General features: G+C 41.2%; 13 protein-coding genes. 6 read left to right on the top strand and 7 right to left on the bottom strand.

Annotated elements, in window-relative coordinates; all coding sequences use genetic code 11:
- Positions 1 to 136 precede the first annotated feature (136 nt).
- The 6 genes from FAZ19_RS22980 to FAZ19_RS22955 form a co-directional block, all read right to left on the bottom strand.
- Positions 137 to 2,329 carry a multicopper oxidase family protein gene (locus tag FAZ19_RS22980; protein ID WP_308424028.1) on the bottom strand — a complete coding sequence of 731 codons (2,193 nt, stop codon included), beginning with the start codon at positions 2,327 to 2,329 and terminating at the stop codon, positions 137 to 139.
- A gap of 44 nt (positions 2,330 to 2,373) precedes the next feature.
- On the bottom strand, positions 2,374 to 2,826 hold the full coding sequence (locus tag FAZ19_RS22975; protein ID WP_136823122.1) for a DUF3347 domain-containing protein: 453 nt from the start codon (positions 2,824 to 2,826) through the stop codon (positions 2,374 to 2,376).
- A 28-nt stretch (positions 2,827 to 2,854) separates the two neighbouring features.
- Entirely contained in the window at positions 2,855 to 3,082 is a 228-nt protein-coding gene (locus tag FAZ19_RS22970; RefSeq protein ID WP_136823121.1) for a heavy-metal-associated domain-containing protein, read from the bottom strand.
- A gap of 24 nt (positions 3,083 to 3,106) precedes the next feature.
- On the bottom strand, positions 3,107 to 5,521 hold the full coding sequence (locus tag FAZ19_RS22965; RefSeq protein WP_136823120.1) for a heavy metal translocating P-type ATPase: 2,415 nt from the start codon (positions 5,519 to 5,521) through the stop codon (positions 3,107 to 3,109).
- Between the two features lie 85 nt (positions 5,522 to 5,606).
- A complete protein-coding gene (locus FAZ19_RS22960) occupies positions 5,607 to 6,170 on the bottom strand; it encodes a helix-turn-helix domain-containing protein (protein ID WP_136823119.1) in 564 nt (187 codons plus the stop codon).
- A 67-nt stretch (positions 6,171 to 6,237) separates the two neighbouring features.
- Positions 6,238 to 6,615, bottom strand: a complete 378-nt coding sequence (locus FAZ19_RS22955; RefSeq protein WP_136823118.1) for a hypothetical protein — start codon at positions 6,613 to 6,615, stop codon at positions 6,238 to 6,240.
- A 253-nt stretch (positions 6,616 to 6,868) separates the two neighbouring features.
- On the opposite strand from FAZ19_RS22955, the gene FAZ19_RS22950 reads away from it, so the two are divergent.
- The 5 genes from FAZ19_RS22950 to FAZ19_RS22930 all read left to right on the top strand — a co-directional run bounded on the left by FAZ19_RS22950 (position 6,869) and on the right by FAZ19_RS22930 (position 11,305).
- The gene (locus FAZ19_RS22950) at positions 6,869 to 7,129 is read left to right on the top strand and encodes a hypothetical protein (protein ID WP_136823117.1); all 261 of its coding nucleotides are present in this window, start codon (positions 6,869 to 6,871) and stop codon (positions 7,127 to 7,129) included.
- A gap of 91 nt (positions 7,130 to 7,220) precedes the next feature.
- Complete coding sequence (locus FAZ19_RS22945) at positions 7,221 to 7,457, top strand: hypothetical protein (protein ID WP_136823116.1); 237 nt, start codon at positions 7,221 to 7,223, stop codon at positions 7,455 to 7,457.
- Positions 7,458 to 7,906: 449 nt separating this feature from the next.
- Positions 7,907 to 8,671 carry a helix-turn-helix domain-containing protein gene (locus tag FAZ19_RS22940; RefSeq protein WP_169305756.1) on the top strand — a complete coding sequence of 255 codons (765 nt, stop codon included), beginning with the start codon at positions 7,907 to 7,909 and terminating at the stop codon, positions 8,669 to 8,671.
- Positions 8,665 to 9,759: a helix-turn-helix transcriptional regulator gene (locus FAZ19_RS22935; protein ID WP_136823114.1), complete on the top strand. Its 1,095-nt coding sequence runs from the start codon at positions 8,665 to 8,667 to the stop codon at positions 9,757 to 9,759. Before FAZ19_RS22940 ends, FAZ19_RS22935 begins: the two co-directional genes overlap by 7 nt.
- Positions 9,752 to 11,305, top strand: a complete 1,554-nt coding sequence (locus FAZ19_RS22930) for a helix-turn-helix domain-containing protein (RefSeq protein ID WP_136823113.1) — start codon at positions 9,752 to 9,754, stop codon at positions 11,303 to 11,305. The genes FAZ19_RS22935 and FAZ19_RS22930 overlap by 8 nt, the downstream gene beginning before the upstream one ends.
- 2 nt (positions 11,306 to 11,307) lie before the next feature.
- On the opposite strand, the gene FAZ19_RS22925 is transcribed toward FAZ19_RS22930, so the two are convergent.
- Entirely contained in the window at positions 11,308 to 12,720 is a 1,413-nt protein-coding gene (locus tag FAZ19_RS22925) for a tetratricopeptide repeat protein (RefSeq protein WP_169305755.1), read from the bottom strand.
- Between the two features lie 492 nt (positions 12,721 to 13,212).
- On the opposite strand from FAZ19_RS22925, the gene FAZ19_RS22920 reads away from it, so the two are divergent.
- On the top strand, positions 13,213 to 16,477 hold a 3,265-nt coding region (locus FAZ19_RS22920; RefSeq protein ID WP_169305754.1), incomplete at its 3' end, for a DUF7507 domain-containing protein.

Below are 16,477 nucleotides of genomic sequence, written 5' to 3'. Positions count from 1 at the left end.
CTTTTTATAATCTGGACAAAACTAGGGATTCTTTTAGCAATAAAAAAAATGAATTTTAGCTTATTGTCATCTATACACGGTGTATAATGTATTGTAACGTAGTTTTTTAGATGCTAAATTTGTTTTTAAATATTTTTTAATAATTTAGCGATAAACCAAATCCGAAGCCCATATCGCTATCGTAATGTGTACGGATACCTATATTTTTGGTTAATATATAGGTAAGACCACCCATGTATTCACGATCACTATTGACCATAAAACCAGCCCGTAGTCTTTTTGAAACCGGAATGTCTTCGCGCATGAGAGACAACCGTGCAATACCGTCGTGATATACTTCGGCCTGGAAATTAATTAACATGGGTAAGGTATACATAAATCCGACACTGAAGGCGCTGCGCGTATCTTTTCCATTTTTTTGTCCAAATAAATTTGTTTCGTGTTCATCCATTCCCATTTTGCGGTAACGCCAGTCAAAACCTATAAACGGCATAAACCATTGCATTTTTCCAATATATCTTCCCAAATGGGTTTCTACTTCGTAGCCATGCATATCGCTATAGCCCAGACGCCATTCTGTACCTAAAGACCATCTTGCATTCTGTAACATCGCTTCTCCATCGTTCCCATTGGTAGCAAAATCATTCTGCGCCATAAAGTGAACCATATTACTTTCTTTTTGTAACATCTTATAGGCTTTCTCTTTATTAGGTAACAAGGGGTTTTTGTAATCTCCAACTGCAAAAACTCGATTCATGCCCGACATCATATGGTATAGAATATGACAATGAAAAAACCAATCTCCCTCCTCGTTAGCTAAAAACTCGATGGTATCGGTTTCCATGGGCATAATGTCTAATACATTTTTTAATGGGGCATTTTCGCCTTTACCGTTGATCACTCGAAAATCAAAACCGTGTAGATGCATGGGGTGGCGCATCATCGAGTTATTATAAAGGGTGATGCGTAAAACTTCGCCTTGCTTTACGGGAATTTTATCGGTTTCTGAAAGGATTTTATTATCCATACTCCACACATAACGATTCATATTCCCGGTCAGTGTAAAGACGAGTTCCTTCACCGGAGCATCTTCGGGCAGTGTCGTATTGTATGGTGATCGCAACATGGCATAATTTAGGGTTTTGGGAGCGCTCTCCATAGGCATATTATGCGCGGCGTGGTCGTGGGTTTGTTTGTCCGGTCCAGTAATTTCGGGATACATTACCGCATTCATATCCATTTGGTTCAAACTCATATGCATGCCCATATCGTCCAAATCGCCATTCATTTTCATCATATCATTCATCATCTTCATCCCTTTGAAATAATCAAGGCGTGGAAGCGGAGCAATAGGCTTTTTTAGGCCATCACCGACAAAATAGCTGGCAGATTGTGTTCGGTCTTCTGTAGTTGCCAAAAATTCATAAGCAATACCCTCTTCGGGAATAGTTAACACGATATCGTAAGTTTCGGAAACGGCAATAATCAATCGATCTACTTCTACTGGTTCTACATCGTTACCGTCATTTGCAACGACGGTTATTTTGCCTCCTGCGTAACGAAGCCAGAAATAGGAAGATGCACCTCCGTTAGATACCCTTAATCTAACTTTATCTCCTGCTTTTAGTGTTTTACCATCGATTTTTTTTAGGTCGGTAGTATGATGACCGTTTATTAATATTTTATCGTAGTATACGTCGCTTACATCCATCGCCAACATGCGTTTCCATTCGTTGGTCAACTTAGTTCTAAAATGCCCTTCCCGGATTGCCTCCGCATAGGATTGTGTAGCTCCTTTTTTGATAGCGGCCCAATCGTTTGCGTTATGCAGCATTCTATGGATGTTATCGGGGTTGAGATTGGTCCATTCGCTTAATATAATGGGGATAGTGGGCAGATCATCTATTCCTTTTCGAAATGTTTGGTCATCAGATCTTTTATTCATCACAAAACTGCCGTACATACCTATTTGTTCTTGCAAGCCGGAATGGGAATGATACCAGTGTGTGCCATTTTGACTAATCGGAAAGCGGTAGGTATAGATCGCTCCTGGTTTGATGGGCTCTTGTGTGAGATGGGGTACGCCATCTTCTTTATTCGGTAGGAAAACCCCGTGCCAATGTAATGAAGTGTTTTCTACTAGTTGATTATGCACGACTATTTCGGCCGTATCACCCTCGGTAAAAGTAAGTGTAGGCATTGGAATTTGACCGTTTACGGCAATGGCTCTTCTTTCTTTACCCGCATAATTGACTAGTGTGTCCTTGACATAGAGGTCGTAGCGCACTACCGTTTGTGCGACACTGAATGAACCAATAGCAATAGCCATCAGCGTTAAAAGGAACAGATTTTTTGGCAACATAATTTTATGATCTATTTTAAAAATCTTGTTTCGACGACTTTACCACAGGTAAGCATTGACGAGCCGTAATAAGGATTTTTGATTTCTTTTTCGGTGCTCAACCAGTGTGCCTTTTTCATTGGGCAGAATTGATAGTAAACGGGTGAATTTATGTTGTCAGCGTTTTTCACTAACTTCCATAGTACAGTAGAAACCTCGTTGAATGCGGTTCGCTGTTTTTCGAGATGGCTACCCGCTTTGCTTAATTTCTCAGTAGCTTTCAACAGGTCTGCTTTCTGGACAAAATTGTCTCCGCCTTTTACAACTTCATAGAAAGCATTTATCGCCGCGGTTGAGGCTTTACTGTCGCTGTTTACCAACGCGTTTTTAACCTGGATATAATTGTTTAAAAGGTTGCCGGTGTTCTGTGCAAATGCTGAAAATCCAAACAGCATAACTGCGAGTGTAAAATATATCTTTTTCATTTTTTCTGTTGTTTATGGACTAACGATTTTAAGCGTTTAAAGGTTCTATCTTAAAGCCTGCTTTTTGTACGGTTTCGATCACGTCCTGTTCGCTGATTCCTTTGGATTTTACCGTGAGTATTTTGTCTTTGTTGGTGGTGTCGACCTCCCAGTGACAGACTCCTTCTGCCTGATCTAAATGTGGTTTTACAGATGCTATACATCCACCACAGTTAATATTAGTTTTGAACCTTAAATCTTGATTATTGTTTTCCATTTTATTTATATTTAAATTGTTAATTTACTTTTTCCACTTTAATCTTAAACTATTCGTCACGACACTAACGCTGCTTAAGGCCATTGCTGCTCCCGCAATCATTGGATTTAGCAAGAAACCATTTATGGGATAGAGAAGACCTGCTGCAATAGGAATACCAATGAGGTTGTAAATAAATGCCCAGAATAGATTTTGCTTAATGGTCGCGACGGTTTGTTTTGAGAGCCTTATTGCTTGTGGTATCTTGGTAAGGTCGGATGAAATAATGGTCATCTTAGCGACATCCATTGCGATATCGCTTCCTTTACCCATTGCAATACTTACATCTGCAGTCGCCAGTGCAGTACTGTCATTGATGCCATCACCTACCATGGCTACTATTTTTCCGTTGTTTTGTAATTCTTTTACAAAATCGGCTTTATGTTGTGGCAGTACTTCTGCTTTGTAATGGGTTATGCCTGTTTCTTGTGCGATGGCTTGAGCTGTTGCTTCATTGTCGCCGGTGAGCATAAAGAGTTCGATACCCATTTCGTGCAATTGCTTGATCGCTGCGACGGATGTTTCTTTTATTTTATCTGAAATAGCCAACACGGAGAGGGCTTCTTTACTATTTGCAAACCAGATCACGGTTTTGGATTGTTTGCCCCATGCATCGGCTTGATGTTGTAATTGATCGGCAATAGTAATGTTATTTTCGATCAATAATTTTTTATTTCCTACAAAATAGGATTCCATATCATGTACTGCTTTTGCTCCTTTGCCCGTGATACTTTCGAAAGCGGATAAAGCAGTAGTTGGTACACCCGCCAAATGTTTAACCACTGCTTCTGCCAACGGATGCTCGGATTGTTTCTCCATACTGAGTAGTATTTGTTTGTCCGTATCATGTGCATTCAGCCATTGGACACCGGTAACGACTGGCCTGCCTTCGGTAATTGTTCCCGTTTTATCGAGTATGATGGCATCTATCTTTTTTGCTAATTCTAGGCTTTCTGCATCTTTAATTAAAATGCCATTTTCGGCACCTTTGCCTACACCTACCATAATTGCAGTCGGTGTAGCTAAACCTAAAGCACACGGACAAGCGATTACCAATACGGTAACGGCAGCTAAAAGACCTTGGACAATACCATTATCGCCGCCTAACACGAGCCATAATAAAAAAGAGAGTATCGCAATTCCGATAACTACTGGAACGAAGATGCCGGCAATCTTATCGACTAACTTCTGTACGGGAGCTTTGCTGCCTTGTGCATCTTGTACCATTTTGATGATTTGAGCGAGCATGGTTTCTTTGCCCACTTTTACCGCTTTAAAACGGAGGCTCCCTTTTTGGTTGATAGTGCCTGCAAACACTTTTTCGTTTACGGCTTTTAATACGGGTACAGGTTCGCCACTTAACATGCTTTCATCTACATATGAGTTGCCGAAAGTAACCAGACCGTCTACCGCAATTTTTTCACCGGGTTTTATCAACAGGATATCACCCACATTTACCGCTTCAATAGCTGTTTGTACTTCGGTGTCGTCTGCCTGAATTACAGTGACCGTTTTAGGCTGCAGTCCCATTAGTTTTTTTATGGCCGTCGATGTATTGCCTTTGGCCTTTTCTTCTAATAATTTTCCCAAAAGAATAAACGTAACGATAACCGCCGCTGCTTCGAAATAAACGTGGGCGTGCAGGCCTTTTGAATGCCAAAAATCAGAAAAGAGCATATTGAAAACGCTAAAAATATAGGCGATACCGGTACTCAGTGCGACTAGTGTGTCCATATTAGCCGAGCGGTGTTTTGCTTGTTTCCAGGCGTTAACAAAAAAACTTCTTCCCAGCCATAACACAACTGGTGTACTAAACGCCCACATAATTTCATTAGCATAAGGCATATCCATAAAAAACATACCTATTACGACCACGGGAAGTGATAGTATAATCGCCCAAATGGTTTTATTCTTTAGGGCCTGGAATTTCTGTTCGTGGATCGCTTCGAGTGTCTCCTGTTGCGTGGTATCATCTTCTATCAGTAAATCGTAACCGATAGCCTGCATTGCCTTTTGTAGACCTAACGGGCTTGTCGTGTCGGGCAGGTATTCTACGGATAAAGTAGCGGTAGCAAAGTTGACAGAAGCGTCAATAACGCCTTCCACAGATTTAACTCCTGTTTCGGCACTCACGGCACACGAAGCGCAAGTCATATTCAGTACAGGAAAAGATTGTCGTATCGTGGTTACACCATACCCCAGATCTTTGATGGCTTTAATGGCTTCTGATACCACTTCGGTGCCACTTACCGTAATAATTGCCCTTCGATTATTAAGTTCTACTTTGTGATCTGCTATTCCTTCGATCTGTGCAAGTCCTTTATCTACGATCAATGCACAGTGTTCACTTTCTACATCTTCTAAAGGGAGAGAAATTGTTTGTTTATTAGACTTTGCCATATGTTGTATGCTCTATTTTACAACACAAAATTAGCATTTAAAGCAACGGGGATTATTGTGTAATTTTGGGTTTGATTTGTAACATTTACACTTTGTCCAAGGGTTTTCTTTTGTCTTCTTTGATTTGTTTGAAATGACTAGGCGTAAGCCCTGTTACTTTCTTGAATTGATTACTCAAATAGGCTACGCTGGAATAGTTGAGACGAAAGGCAATTTCACTCAGGGACAATTCGTTGTATACTAATAATTCTTTTACGCGTTCTATTTTTTGAGCAATAAAGTACTTTTCGATTGTCGTACTTTCGATCTCTGAAAATAGGTTGGAAAGATAGCTATAGTCGTGATGCAGCTTATTGCTTAGTACATCAGAGAGGTTGTTCTTGATCTCACTATCCTGATGATGGACCAAATCAATAATCACGTTTTTTATTTGCTCAATAATCCGGCTTTTTTTATCGTCTATAAGTTCAAATCCCAATTGGATTAGTGCATTTTCTACTATTTCTTTTTCGTCGTTAGAAAGTTCTTTCTTAAGCGTAACCTCGCCCAGTTTTATGTTTTTAACGCTTAAGCCGTATTTATCCATTTCATTTTGCACCACCATAATACAGCGATTGCAAACCATGTTTTTTATATATAGCGTTGACATATGTTGGGTTTCTTTATTTTAGTAGACCTAAACGTTTGAAACAAAAATACAATTAATTATCGCTTCTTTATCCCCCTGCATTTACATATATGTTTTTCATACGAACAAGATATTTGCTATCGGCCAGATACTCCATCTTCTTTTCCTTAAACACCATCTTTGAAGCTAGCTCCTCACTTGATTTGACAAATTCCATTAATTGGTTGAAATACTGTAAACGTTCTGTTCTGCTGGATATACTTTTAGTGGCAATGTATTGGACTAAACTTTCATCTATGGAAAGCCGTACGACATCCGAGGCATCTTTCTCAAACAAGATAAGCGGGTTGTCAAAGATCTCTATAAAAATACCAAAGCCTACATTAAAATTGCATAATTCGAGTATGTAGGTCTGGAATGTAAAGAGACCGATCGGGCTACTATCGACAAATATGATCTTTTTCATAAAAGTACGTTTTTCATTAGGTTGACAATGGTTTGCCTCGTTATTAACAACAACGGTTATTTAATTAACGGGGAAAATTTATCTCTAAAGTATACATTATTTTTAGAATTTCCAAGTGCCGTGCATGTATGTACAATGCAATTAACGTGGATTTATAAAACAAAATAAAGTGTAATCTGTTGTATACATACGGTTTACGGATATGACTAAGTAGCGTTTTTGCACAAGATGAAGTATTTAATAGATAAACAAGATGAAATTTGCTAAGCTTACGCGTGCAATCTTGCATTCGCTGGAATGGCAGGGTTACACGCTCCTAACATCCGTTAATTATGCGGACGATGATGACCCCACTTGGATGCCGCAAAAGATAGCCGATGTAAAAGAATACATATTGCAATTGGATATTGCGGGGAAGAGGCCTCCGCTACAGGAGCCGGCATTGCTTATCATAAACGACGCATTGACAGGCATAGCGGAAGAAGACTTAAGAGGTAGTGTCTTTTTGGAATAACAGGCACGCCGTAAAATATATTAAATTTTCTGACAGCTAGAGAAAACAAATCAAGTGTTTTCAACGTTATTATTATATAAGCCAATTGAATATGAATACAAGGAAAACATCGGCAATAACGTCAAAACCAGGTTTGGTTATTGCCTTAATTTTAGCGTATGAAGACTACCTGCGCCAAATGGAAGGAGTAGCTGGAGTAGATCCAGATGATAGGTCCTCCGAAGGGAGTAGGTCTGAAGAAGACGACGACCGCTCTGAATCTAACGCGGAAGACGTAGTGCCAGATACAGAAGACCCCAACGAAGCTGCGGACGAGGTTGCCGAGTAATTGTATGTCACGTTATTTATAGAAGCCACAATAGTGGCTTTTTTTGATTTTGTAGTACATCAGCTACAAAATTGTAAAGTTTAACATATTCAATAGCGCATTTAAGATATAACTTGTAAATTCGCCTAGCTACCGGAAAAGCAGGCAAAACCAACCGTTTTCATTGAACTAAAGTTCTTGTATTAAGAAAAATACGTGAAGTTAAGCAGGCATATTCTTGTAGCAAGGTACCTACGACTAAGAAAAATTGAATACATATGTTATTTGCCAAAACATTAAATAAAAATGCTTTTGAATGGTTCGTGTTATCGTTTGCGCTTTTACAGGTGATACATCTTTTATTTATTTTCCAGAATTATTCTATACCCTTTCCGTTCTTATACGGTCCGATTTTTATGATAATGTACAAAATTGCATCTTCGGGAAAGATAGGGAACAGAATATCAGTTATGGCTCACTTTTCAATGTTCATTTTCTTTCTGCTATGGTATCTCTTTGAGTTAGGGAATCCGAGTGCGCTATATTACGAATTTTATTTTCCACTGATGATCCTGTCATTGGTTTGTTATCCACTCGTTGCACTGTTTCGGATGCGTCGTAGTGTTTCGGATACGTCGAATAAGCTTGTTCTTTTACGGCAATTGGCTTTTTTAGGTAATGCCATTGGCTTTTTTATCGGTTTGCTGCTGCTAAGTCATAAGTGGGGATTTGAACTGGACGTAAATCCGTTGTACGTTGTTGCTTTTGTAATGGTTTTTTCAATTCTGCTCCTCACCAATTACCTGATCATTGCCAAAGGCTACGAGACAACAGATATAGAGGACATTCGACCCCAGAAAATAAGGGTCGTAATGGATGACTCACGTATTCGACAGTGTGCGGAAAAGCTGGCAGATTGTATGTGTGAAGATAAATTGTTTCTGGACGCAGGGCTGACACTCGATGACTTGTCTAAAAAGACGGCACTCCCAAAGGCACTCATAACGGATTATATCAACCAGCAATTACAGACTAATTACTATGAATGGTTGGCTAAATTTCGTATCGAACACGCTAAAGATCTCCTCGAGCATGAACGTCAGGTATTGAAAATGGAGGTACTCGCCAACCAAAGTGGGTTTAATTCAAAGACGACATTTTACAGGTATTTCAAACAGTATGTAGGTATGTCTCCTAGCGCATATCGAGAAAATATCGAAAGCTCCGGATGGTAATTTGGTTTTTATACGCAGCTATCTTCATTATTGCGTTGCTCGGGATCCATTTATCGAGCTTGGTCGCGGCACCCTCTCAATTGGATAAGGTAATCCGTGCATTCTTGGTACTTGTTGTTGTTCATATTGTACATGCAGCACTGTTTCGCGATGTTCTCGTGGGGTTCAAATATGTGGATAGAGGAGCGCCTTTTGGACTCTTGTATGGGCCGTTACTGTTCTATGCATACTATGCAGCAAAAAACAATGCGCTCTCCTTAAAAACGGTAATTTGGCATGCCTTGCCCTTTGTGTTCGGTCTTTTGGCATATAGTTGTTTTTTAATGTTGCGCCAGTTCCGCATGGAGTACGACAGGTCTTACTATATGATACTTTACGGATTAATGGCACTCTCCTGGTTGGTTTATCCAATTGTCGTCGTGTTGTCCGACAATAGGGCACAGGCGAACTCGAAGTGGATTTATCGATACGCGGTTGTTATTCTTTTAATTTTGGCTGCTTTTATGCTTCCGTTGGTTATTACAGGCATAGTACAAGGGCGCCGGGCGAGCTCGTCTACCTCAGGTTTTGTTATATTTTTCTCGATGTTTGTCGGCGTATGCTTGGCATATTTTTATCAGCTACACCAGCTTTTGGGGAATAAGCAGCCTGCCTCGCAAGTTTTTGTTCAAAAGGAAGAACCTGGGCTACTCTCGGACCATGGTGTAGCAGACGATCCGGTGGATACGGCTAAATTTCAGAGATATTATTCGCGGATAGAAACCTATCTGCGGCATGAAAGGTACTTGGATCCTGAGTTTACAATAGGGGGTATGATACGTGAATTACGTCTACCTAAGCCGATCGTCACTGCCTTCTTTGTCGAGGAGTACCATTGTAGTGTGAAACAGGGTATAAACTCGCTACGTATACAGAGGGCCTGCGAGTTGTTGGAAAAGGAGATACTGGAATACAGCATGGAAGAGTTGGCCCAAAAATGCGGATTTAATTCGCGGGCATCTTTTTACCGTAATTTCAATCAGGAAAAGGAATGTACGCCTTTGGAATATCGCGATAACTATTTGTTTAAAAAACGTCGAAATGCATAACTACAGCACCGTCTTAAGCATTTTCCTTTCCTTTTTCATCTGTTGTATTGCCTCCGCAGATGAGAAAACATTTGATCAGCGGTATAATGAGGTGTATAGTGATAAGATAGCCTCTAATGTAGTTGAGGCGGAACGGATAGCGGACTCGTTGCACCAATACGCGAAAGGAGATCTTCAAAAGATCAAAGCGCTTATGCTCCTTGCAAACATTAAACACAGTACAGGGGATATTCCGACCGCATTGCGTCTTGCCGCGCGTGCGCATAAAATCGCAGAAATGGACGGTTTTCTGGAATGGGAATCGCGCGCGGCAGGATTTTTAGCAACGACATACCGCAATGTAGGCTTGTATTCGGAATCTAAGAAATACCTTAAAAAAGCAGATATAATCAATGAAAAACAACGGCAGGCGAAAGGATATACACTAACGAAGATAAACATTCTGCAGGAGCACGCGTTCCACGCACTCAATGACAAAAATTTCCGAGGAGCGCTGGTATTTTTAAATGAAGCAGGAGAATATGCATTGCTGGATACGTCCAGCTCGCCCCGAGGCATACTGGTGCGGGCTACCAACGATCAACTGATAGGTATTTGTTACCTCAACTTGGATAAACTATCGGCGGCAGACTCTGCATTTTTCCGCTCCTTAAAGCTTCTTGGCGATCAAGAAAGCAACTTAAGACCCTATATCTATCGCGGCCTAGCTGAAGTGGCCCTAGAACAAGATAGACTGCCAATAGCTGAAGGATACCTGGCAGAAGCTATGCCCTACATCGCTAGCTCTAACCGGGAAGAATTGAAAATACTGCTTTACGAGTCGTATTCAAAGCTCTATAGTAAGATGGGCGATCTAAATCAAGCGACTTATTATAAGGACCTCCATGCACAAACGCTACAAAATCGTACAGCAGTATGGCAAAGGGTAGCGGATCAATTATTGGAGCACAAAGAACTTGAGCAGGATAATTTTAAAAAAGATGCCGTTTTTGTTAGTATCGTTCTTCTTTTGCTAGTCATTGTGCTTGGCGTCTATCTAATCCTGCGCAACAGACGCGTGGAGAAGGGGATTTTTACTAAGGTAGTTGCCACAGAGGTATCGCAGACGGCAGGTAGGATAATGCATACAGAGACGGATGATGAATTGCATATAGCGGAAGAAACTGAGAAACGGCTTAAATCTGTGCTGGAGGAACTCGAAGATAGGCAGTTTTATCTTCAATCGGATATCACGTTGTCTAAGCTTTCTTCTGTCATGCATTCTAATGTGCGCTATGTATCTTATATCTTCAAAAAATATCGTGGGATTGATTTCAATACATATCTGCAGAAGCACAGGGTCTCCTATATTATAAAGTGTTTGGCGGATGACCCAAGCCTGTTAAATTGTAAAATAAGCTATCTTGCGAGTTTGTGCGGATTTGCTACACATGGTAAATTCTCTATTGCCTTCCGCTCCGAAACTGGCTTGTTGCCTTCAGAATATATGCAACAATTGAGAGATCAACAAATTACAGCTAGTTCGCATTTGACGGGCGACAAGTAAGACTACGAATCCAGGTTTAGTAAAAAGTTTTTGAGATCGGTATCTGGAGAAAGATTCAATTTCTTGCGTACCCTATACCTTCTATTTTCAATGGAGCGGATGCTTCGGTAGGTGTACCTCGATATTTCCTTCGTATCGAGATTAAGTTTTAGATAGGCACATATCTCCAGTTCGGAGCTAACTAATTCAGGGAAGGCTAGTTGATTAAGCCGGTCGATATACCTAGGGTAGTAGCTGCAAAATTTCGTGAGGAATAGTGGATTATTTGCTTTTGCTAAATTATAGAGTTCGCTCAATTGAATGGCATTGGGTGAAAGTTGTTCCTCAGAAACACGAGATACCTCGGTGAATGATTCGTTTTCTGTTTCGCTTTCTTCGTACTGCTTTCGTTTAGCAAATGGACGGCCGATGTACCACACGAGCATGAAGAGTGAGATTGAAATGGGCAACGCAACGATGAGTATACTTTCGAGACCTCTGCTGTTCCCTTGTTCACTTGTGCTATTCTGATCTTGTGCTTTTGTCGCTACATCATTTATCAAGGCGTCTTTTGCGCTGTCTAGATTGGCTTTGATGATGGAATATTGGCGCAGATAATAGTCAGCTTCTATATCCTTATTCATTTTATCATAAGCGCCGTGCATGCGCAGGTAGAGACGGCTCGTATGGTGAGCGTTTTTTACGGATTCATTGTGACGAAGGGCCTTTTGGTAATAGTTGATGGCTTCCGCAAACCTATTGCTTTCGTAACAAAGGATTCCTAATATTTCTAAGGTATAGAACGTGTCGGGCACCTTATACAGTGTGTCGGAGGAAAACAGCCGTAGCGCTTTTAAGAGGTGAAATTCTGCTGAATCTAATTCCTTCTTGTCCATTAAACTGGTGGCGTATGCCGTTATGGCTGAGGTCATCGCACTTTGTTGCTTAGGATGAAGTGTTGATACAGAAGTCATATGCTGATAAGCAGCTGCCTTCAACTGGAGCTTGATGGTTTCGTCGGTCACCATACCAGTCTTGGCTAGGAAAGCATATCCGAGCTGAATATGATGTGAATCCCTATCCGCTATCTTTTTAGCGTAGTAGAGACTGCGTTCGATCAGTTGCAGTCCTTCATCTCTAAAACCTGCCTGATAGAGTATCACCGATTTTATACGTAAAAGATTACTTAAATGGTGGTATTCCTTTCGCGCAAGGACTGTACTTTCAATCTCATTAATGATTTGTAGTGCGGACTGCCGATGTCCGGATCCGTAAAGTGTTATTGCTTTGTGAACGTGTTCGCTAATTTTATCGGTTTTAGTGATTCGATTATTCGGTGTGTCGGATACGTTTTTTTTAAAGATCTCCCGATCAAAATAGGAACTCTTATGTACGGCATATTTTGTCGCCTCAAGGTATGAAAGATTTGTATCCACTGTTGATGGTAAACCATGGCAAACGGAGGGGGTAACTAAAACTAAAAAAATCGATAAGAACATGACCATATACAAAACAGAGTTGGTGAAAAATATCGTGCAGAGAAAGCTAGGTAATTTCATCACGACTCGGCTGCTTGCCAATAATCCGCAACGACATCATCGGGCTTAAGGCTACAAAAATAACGACTATTATGAAGTGTGTAGTATTGGTTTTGCGAAAATCGCGAGAGTGAGTAGAGGTGGGAGGTGTGGTTTATTTTTGTTTTTATCTATCTTTTATATAGGTAGTTATGATTTTTGTTTTTGTCTCATTTTTTTAAATGGACAACAGTATTCAAAAATGAGACAAGGATTCTAAGATGCTGTTATCATATTTGCGCCGGAAAAAAGGTAGGTTTTTGTACAGAAGATCTTCAGCCACCAAACTAATGTTTTTTTCTTGAAAATATGAATAGTATTATGATTTTTTTTCAAAAGTTAGCCCAGGGTATGAGGCAAGCAAACTGGGTGTTATATCTGGGAGTTTTACTGTTTACACTTATAGGTGCTAACGCTTTTGCGGATGGATCTAGGGATTTGTATCCGAGTGATGCTACGGGACTTCGAGCTTATTTACGTGCGCATACCGATCCGACGGTAAACTGGCCTTTTGCGAACCACGGTACGCATTACGTATATGCTAAGGTTGGCGAAACGATTACCATAGCATCCAGTGCGCAAGGTGGAGGAAATGGACGTATTCGTTTATACGGTCCCGCTGGTGATCTGTTAGTCAATAACACGGCTGCTGGACAGATTGCTAGCCGCACGGATGAGTTAGCAGGTCCTCAACTGCCCGGTCAAACAGGAGGTAGCCGGTATACACCTATCTACCACAATGTCACTTCGGCTGGAATTTACCGGGTTGAATTTGTTGCGAGGGCGACGAATGATCCGAGTAATACCTTTTCTGCAACAGCTAACTGGACGCAAAGTAGCGGTAATGCTGGAATAATGGCATGGGACGTGTCAGTGGTCAATTCCGCTAATAACGATTTTGTAAAAGGACGTGTATATACAAATGTCTTAAACCTAACTAATGGAACCGGTAGTGCAAATACGAATGGTTTCTATGGACTTGTATATGTGTTGACAAAAGACGGTTACACGTACCGGGTAGACAATAATGGTAACAATGGTCTTTACTTCACTTTTTTTGTGAGCAATAATGGTTTTGTCGATAATGCAACGCAAGAACCGATCTATAAAAGTTTAAATACGACAAGTAATCTTGGCGGACGTGTTCACGACCCCAATGCTGCAGATACCGAACGGCATATTACACATAAAATGTTCTACACCTTACCGGCAGGTGATTTGCCCACATCGGCTACTGGCGCAGTGCCCGGTGGTTCCACCTGGTTAAAGAATGCTGTGGTAACTCCTGAGGTTTCGGGCGTGCAATTGGTAGGAGCAGATAATACAGCTGGGCAGGTAAGCAATAAGGGCGGCTTTATTCAGTTCAATGCGGGGACTCAAGGAAATTATACTATTATTATTGAGAGTACGGCCGTGCCTGCTGCTTTTGTAACTCGTACGCTTACTGGATCGGCCTCGGCCGGGTCAAACAGTGTTTTATGGGATGGTAAAGATGGAGTAGGTGCTTCACTTCCGGCGGGAGATGTGCCCGCGGAAATAACGGTGCAACTTCAAGGCGCTGAAGTTCATTTTCCATTTTTCGATATGGAATACAATCGGTTTGGAACAATAGTAGAACTCTTAGATCATACGAATTTAACTAATGTTACTTCTGATATAGTCTATTGGAATGATCAGGATGTCCCGAATTCTGGAAATGGATCGAATCCTAATCCTAAAAATAACAGCCATTTACCTCCGGCAAATAGTATCGGGATAAGTAGTAAGACTAATGGACATATATGGGGCGTTGGAGGTTCGGGTACGTCGGGTCAATTTGGTGATGTGAAGTCTATCGATACCTGGACGTTCATAAAAGGAGAGGCGGTAACTATTGCTACTGATGTAAGTGTAAAGATCGCTGACCTGGAGATATCGAGTATTACGCCGAATAAAACGTCCATTGCTTTAGGAGATGAGCTCACCTATACGGTGAAAGTGAAAAATGATGGACCTAGCGATGTGGAGGGAGCGCCGTTTGCATTTAAGGCACCCGATGGTTTTTCGCCTCTAGAGGTTAATTTTATTTCGTCATGCGGAGCAACGCAAGCCATTACTATCACTTACGATCCTGTTACAAATACGTATAGTTCTTCTTTGAATATACCTAATGGATGTGAAGTGACTTATACGATAAAAGGTACCATCAACGAAACGGTGCTTTCTGGAGAATTAAATGTAGAAGCCACGATATTGCGACCTAATGACGTTACGGATCCTGATGCGACAAACCAAAGCGATCCTTCTGGGGCTGGTTATATCCCTCCAACGGATCCACATTTCGAATGTTCGGACAACGGACTTGGAGGTGGTTGTAATAACATACTAACGAATCGGATTGATTTTGTCGTCGGAAATATTTGTACGGAACAAATAGATGGTGAGAATTTTAGCTGGAGTTATGGTAGTAATCAAGCTCCAAGCAACCCTATAATCTCAGAATTTTCGCAACCAGGGACGAGTTACGGTTTTGTGCTTGATATTTATGAGTTAGATAACTCCTTTAATATGTCTATAAACGGACAACCGCTAGCGACATCGGAAATCGAATTTCAATCCAATGGAACTCCTGCTCCTGGTATCAATGTGCGTTTTGCGGATGGAGATCTATATGAAACTAATACGGAAGGGGACATCTGGGAGATGGCGGGAAATTCGACTAATCCATTGATAAGGGTAGTGATAAGTCCTACTGGAAATGTATCCATGTTTGGAAGCAAAACGTCAGGTGGACCCTTGTTTCCCCTAGAACTTTTTAATGGAAATTCTTTAAATACGATTAATTGGAGCCCTGCCGGTAATACGTTGCAGGTGAGACAGAATGTCGTAGGTGCTACACTCATGTCTGGCCGTGGATACGGTTTGAATGTCATTCCTTGTATTCCTTCCATGGAGCTGTTAAAGTCCGGAGACTACATAGATACAAATGACGACGATGTAGTGAATGTGGGAGATCACATTGACTATACATTTACTTTGGCAAATACTGGAAATGTAGCGATTGAGAACGTTGTATTGAATGACCCCCTGTTTACGGCGCCGAATCCGGTTGTCGTTCCTGTATTGGTCTCTGGTGATGCAAACAATAATAATAGTCTTGATCCCGGTGAAACATGGACATTTGAAGCTAAATATGCTATTACACAAGAAAGCATTGATGCTGGTGGCATTTGGAATTTGGCAACTGCTTCTGGAGAGACTCCAGGTGGCGATCCGGCATCAGACGAATCGGAGGACCCCAATCCACTGGATCCTAATGATCCAAACTTCGATTCGCAATGTCCGACATGTACGTTTACAGAGCTAGTACAGACACCATCCTTTACGGTAACAAAAGAGATCACAAGCGCAGGTCCATACAATACGGTAGGCCAGCAGATCACCTACGATATCGTGGTCACCAATACGGGCAACGTGACGATCAATAACCTTGTGTTGACGGATAACAATGCTGTTATCCCTGCAGGTGAGGAGCAGATCGGTACGCTAGCACCTGCTGCAACGGCCACCATCACGGTAACGCATGTGGTTACACAGGCAGACCTAGATGCAGGCACTGTATCGAACCAGGCTACGG

Source organism: Sphingobacterium alkalisoli, from assembly GCF_005049105.1.
Taxonomy (GTDB): Bacteria; Bacteroidota; Bacteroidia; order Sphingobacteriales; family Sphingobacteriaceae; genus Sphingobacterium; species Sphingobacterium alkalisoli.
This window is presented reverse-complemented; position numbering and strand designations above follow the sequence as displayed.

Coding starts and splice junctions, on each gene's coding strand:
- FAZ19_RS22980 (WP_308424028.1), bottom strand. CDS start 2,329: ATGGCTATTGCTATTGGTTCATTCAGTGTCGCACAAACGGTAGTGCGC.
- FAZ19_RS22975 (WP_136823122.1), bottom strand. CDS start 2,826: ATGAAAAAGATATATTTTACACTCGCAGTTATGCTGTTTGGATTTTCA.
- FAZ19_RS22970 (WP_136823121.1), bottom strand. CDS start 3,082: ATGGAAAACAATAATCAAGATTTAAGGTTCAAAACTAATATTAACTGT.
- FAZ19_RS22965 (WP_136823120.1), bottom strand. CDS start 5,521: ATGGCAAAGTCTAATAAACAAACAATTTCTCTCCCTTTAGAAGATGTA.
- FAZ19_RS22960 (WP_136823119.1), bottom strand. CDS start 6,170: ATGTCAACGCTATATATAAAAAACATGGTTTGCAATCGCTGTATTATG.
- FAZ19_RS22955 (WP_136823118.1), bottom strand. CDS start 6,615: ATGAAAAAGATCATATTTGTCGATAGTAGCCCGATCGGTCTCTTTACA.
- FAZ19_RS22950 (WP_136823117.1), top strand. CDS start 6,869: ATGAAATTTGCTAAGCTTACGCGTGCAATCTTGCATTCGCTGGAATGG.
- FAZ19_RS22945 (WP_136823116.1), top strand. CDS start 7,221: ATGAATACAAGGAAAACATCGGCAATAACGTCAAAACCAGGTTTGGTT.
- FAZ19_RS22940 (WP_169305756.1), top strand. CDS start 7,907: ATGGCTCACTTTTCAATGTTCATTTTCTTTCTGCTATGGTATCTCTTT.
- FAZ19_RS22935 (WP_136823114.1), top strand. CDS start 8,665: ATGGTAATTTGGTTTTTATACGCAGCTATCTTCATTATTGCGTTGCTC.
- FAZ19_RS22930 (WP_136823113.1), top strand. CDS start 9,752: ATGCATAACTACAGCACCGTCTTAAGCATTTTCCTTTCCTTTTTCATC.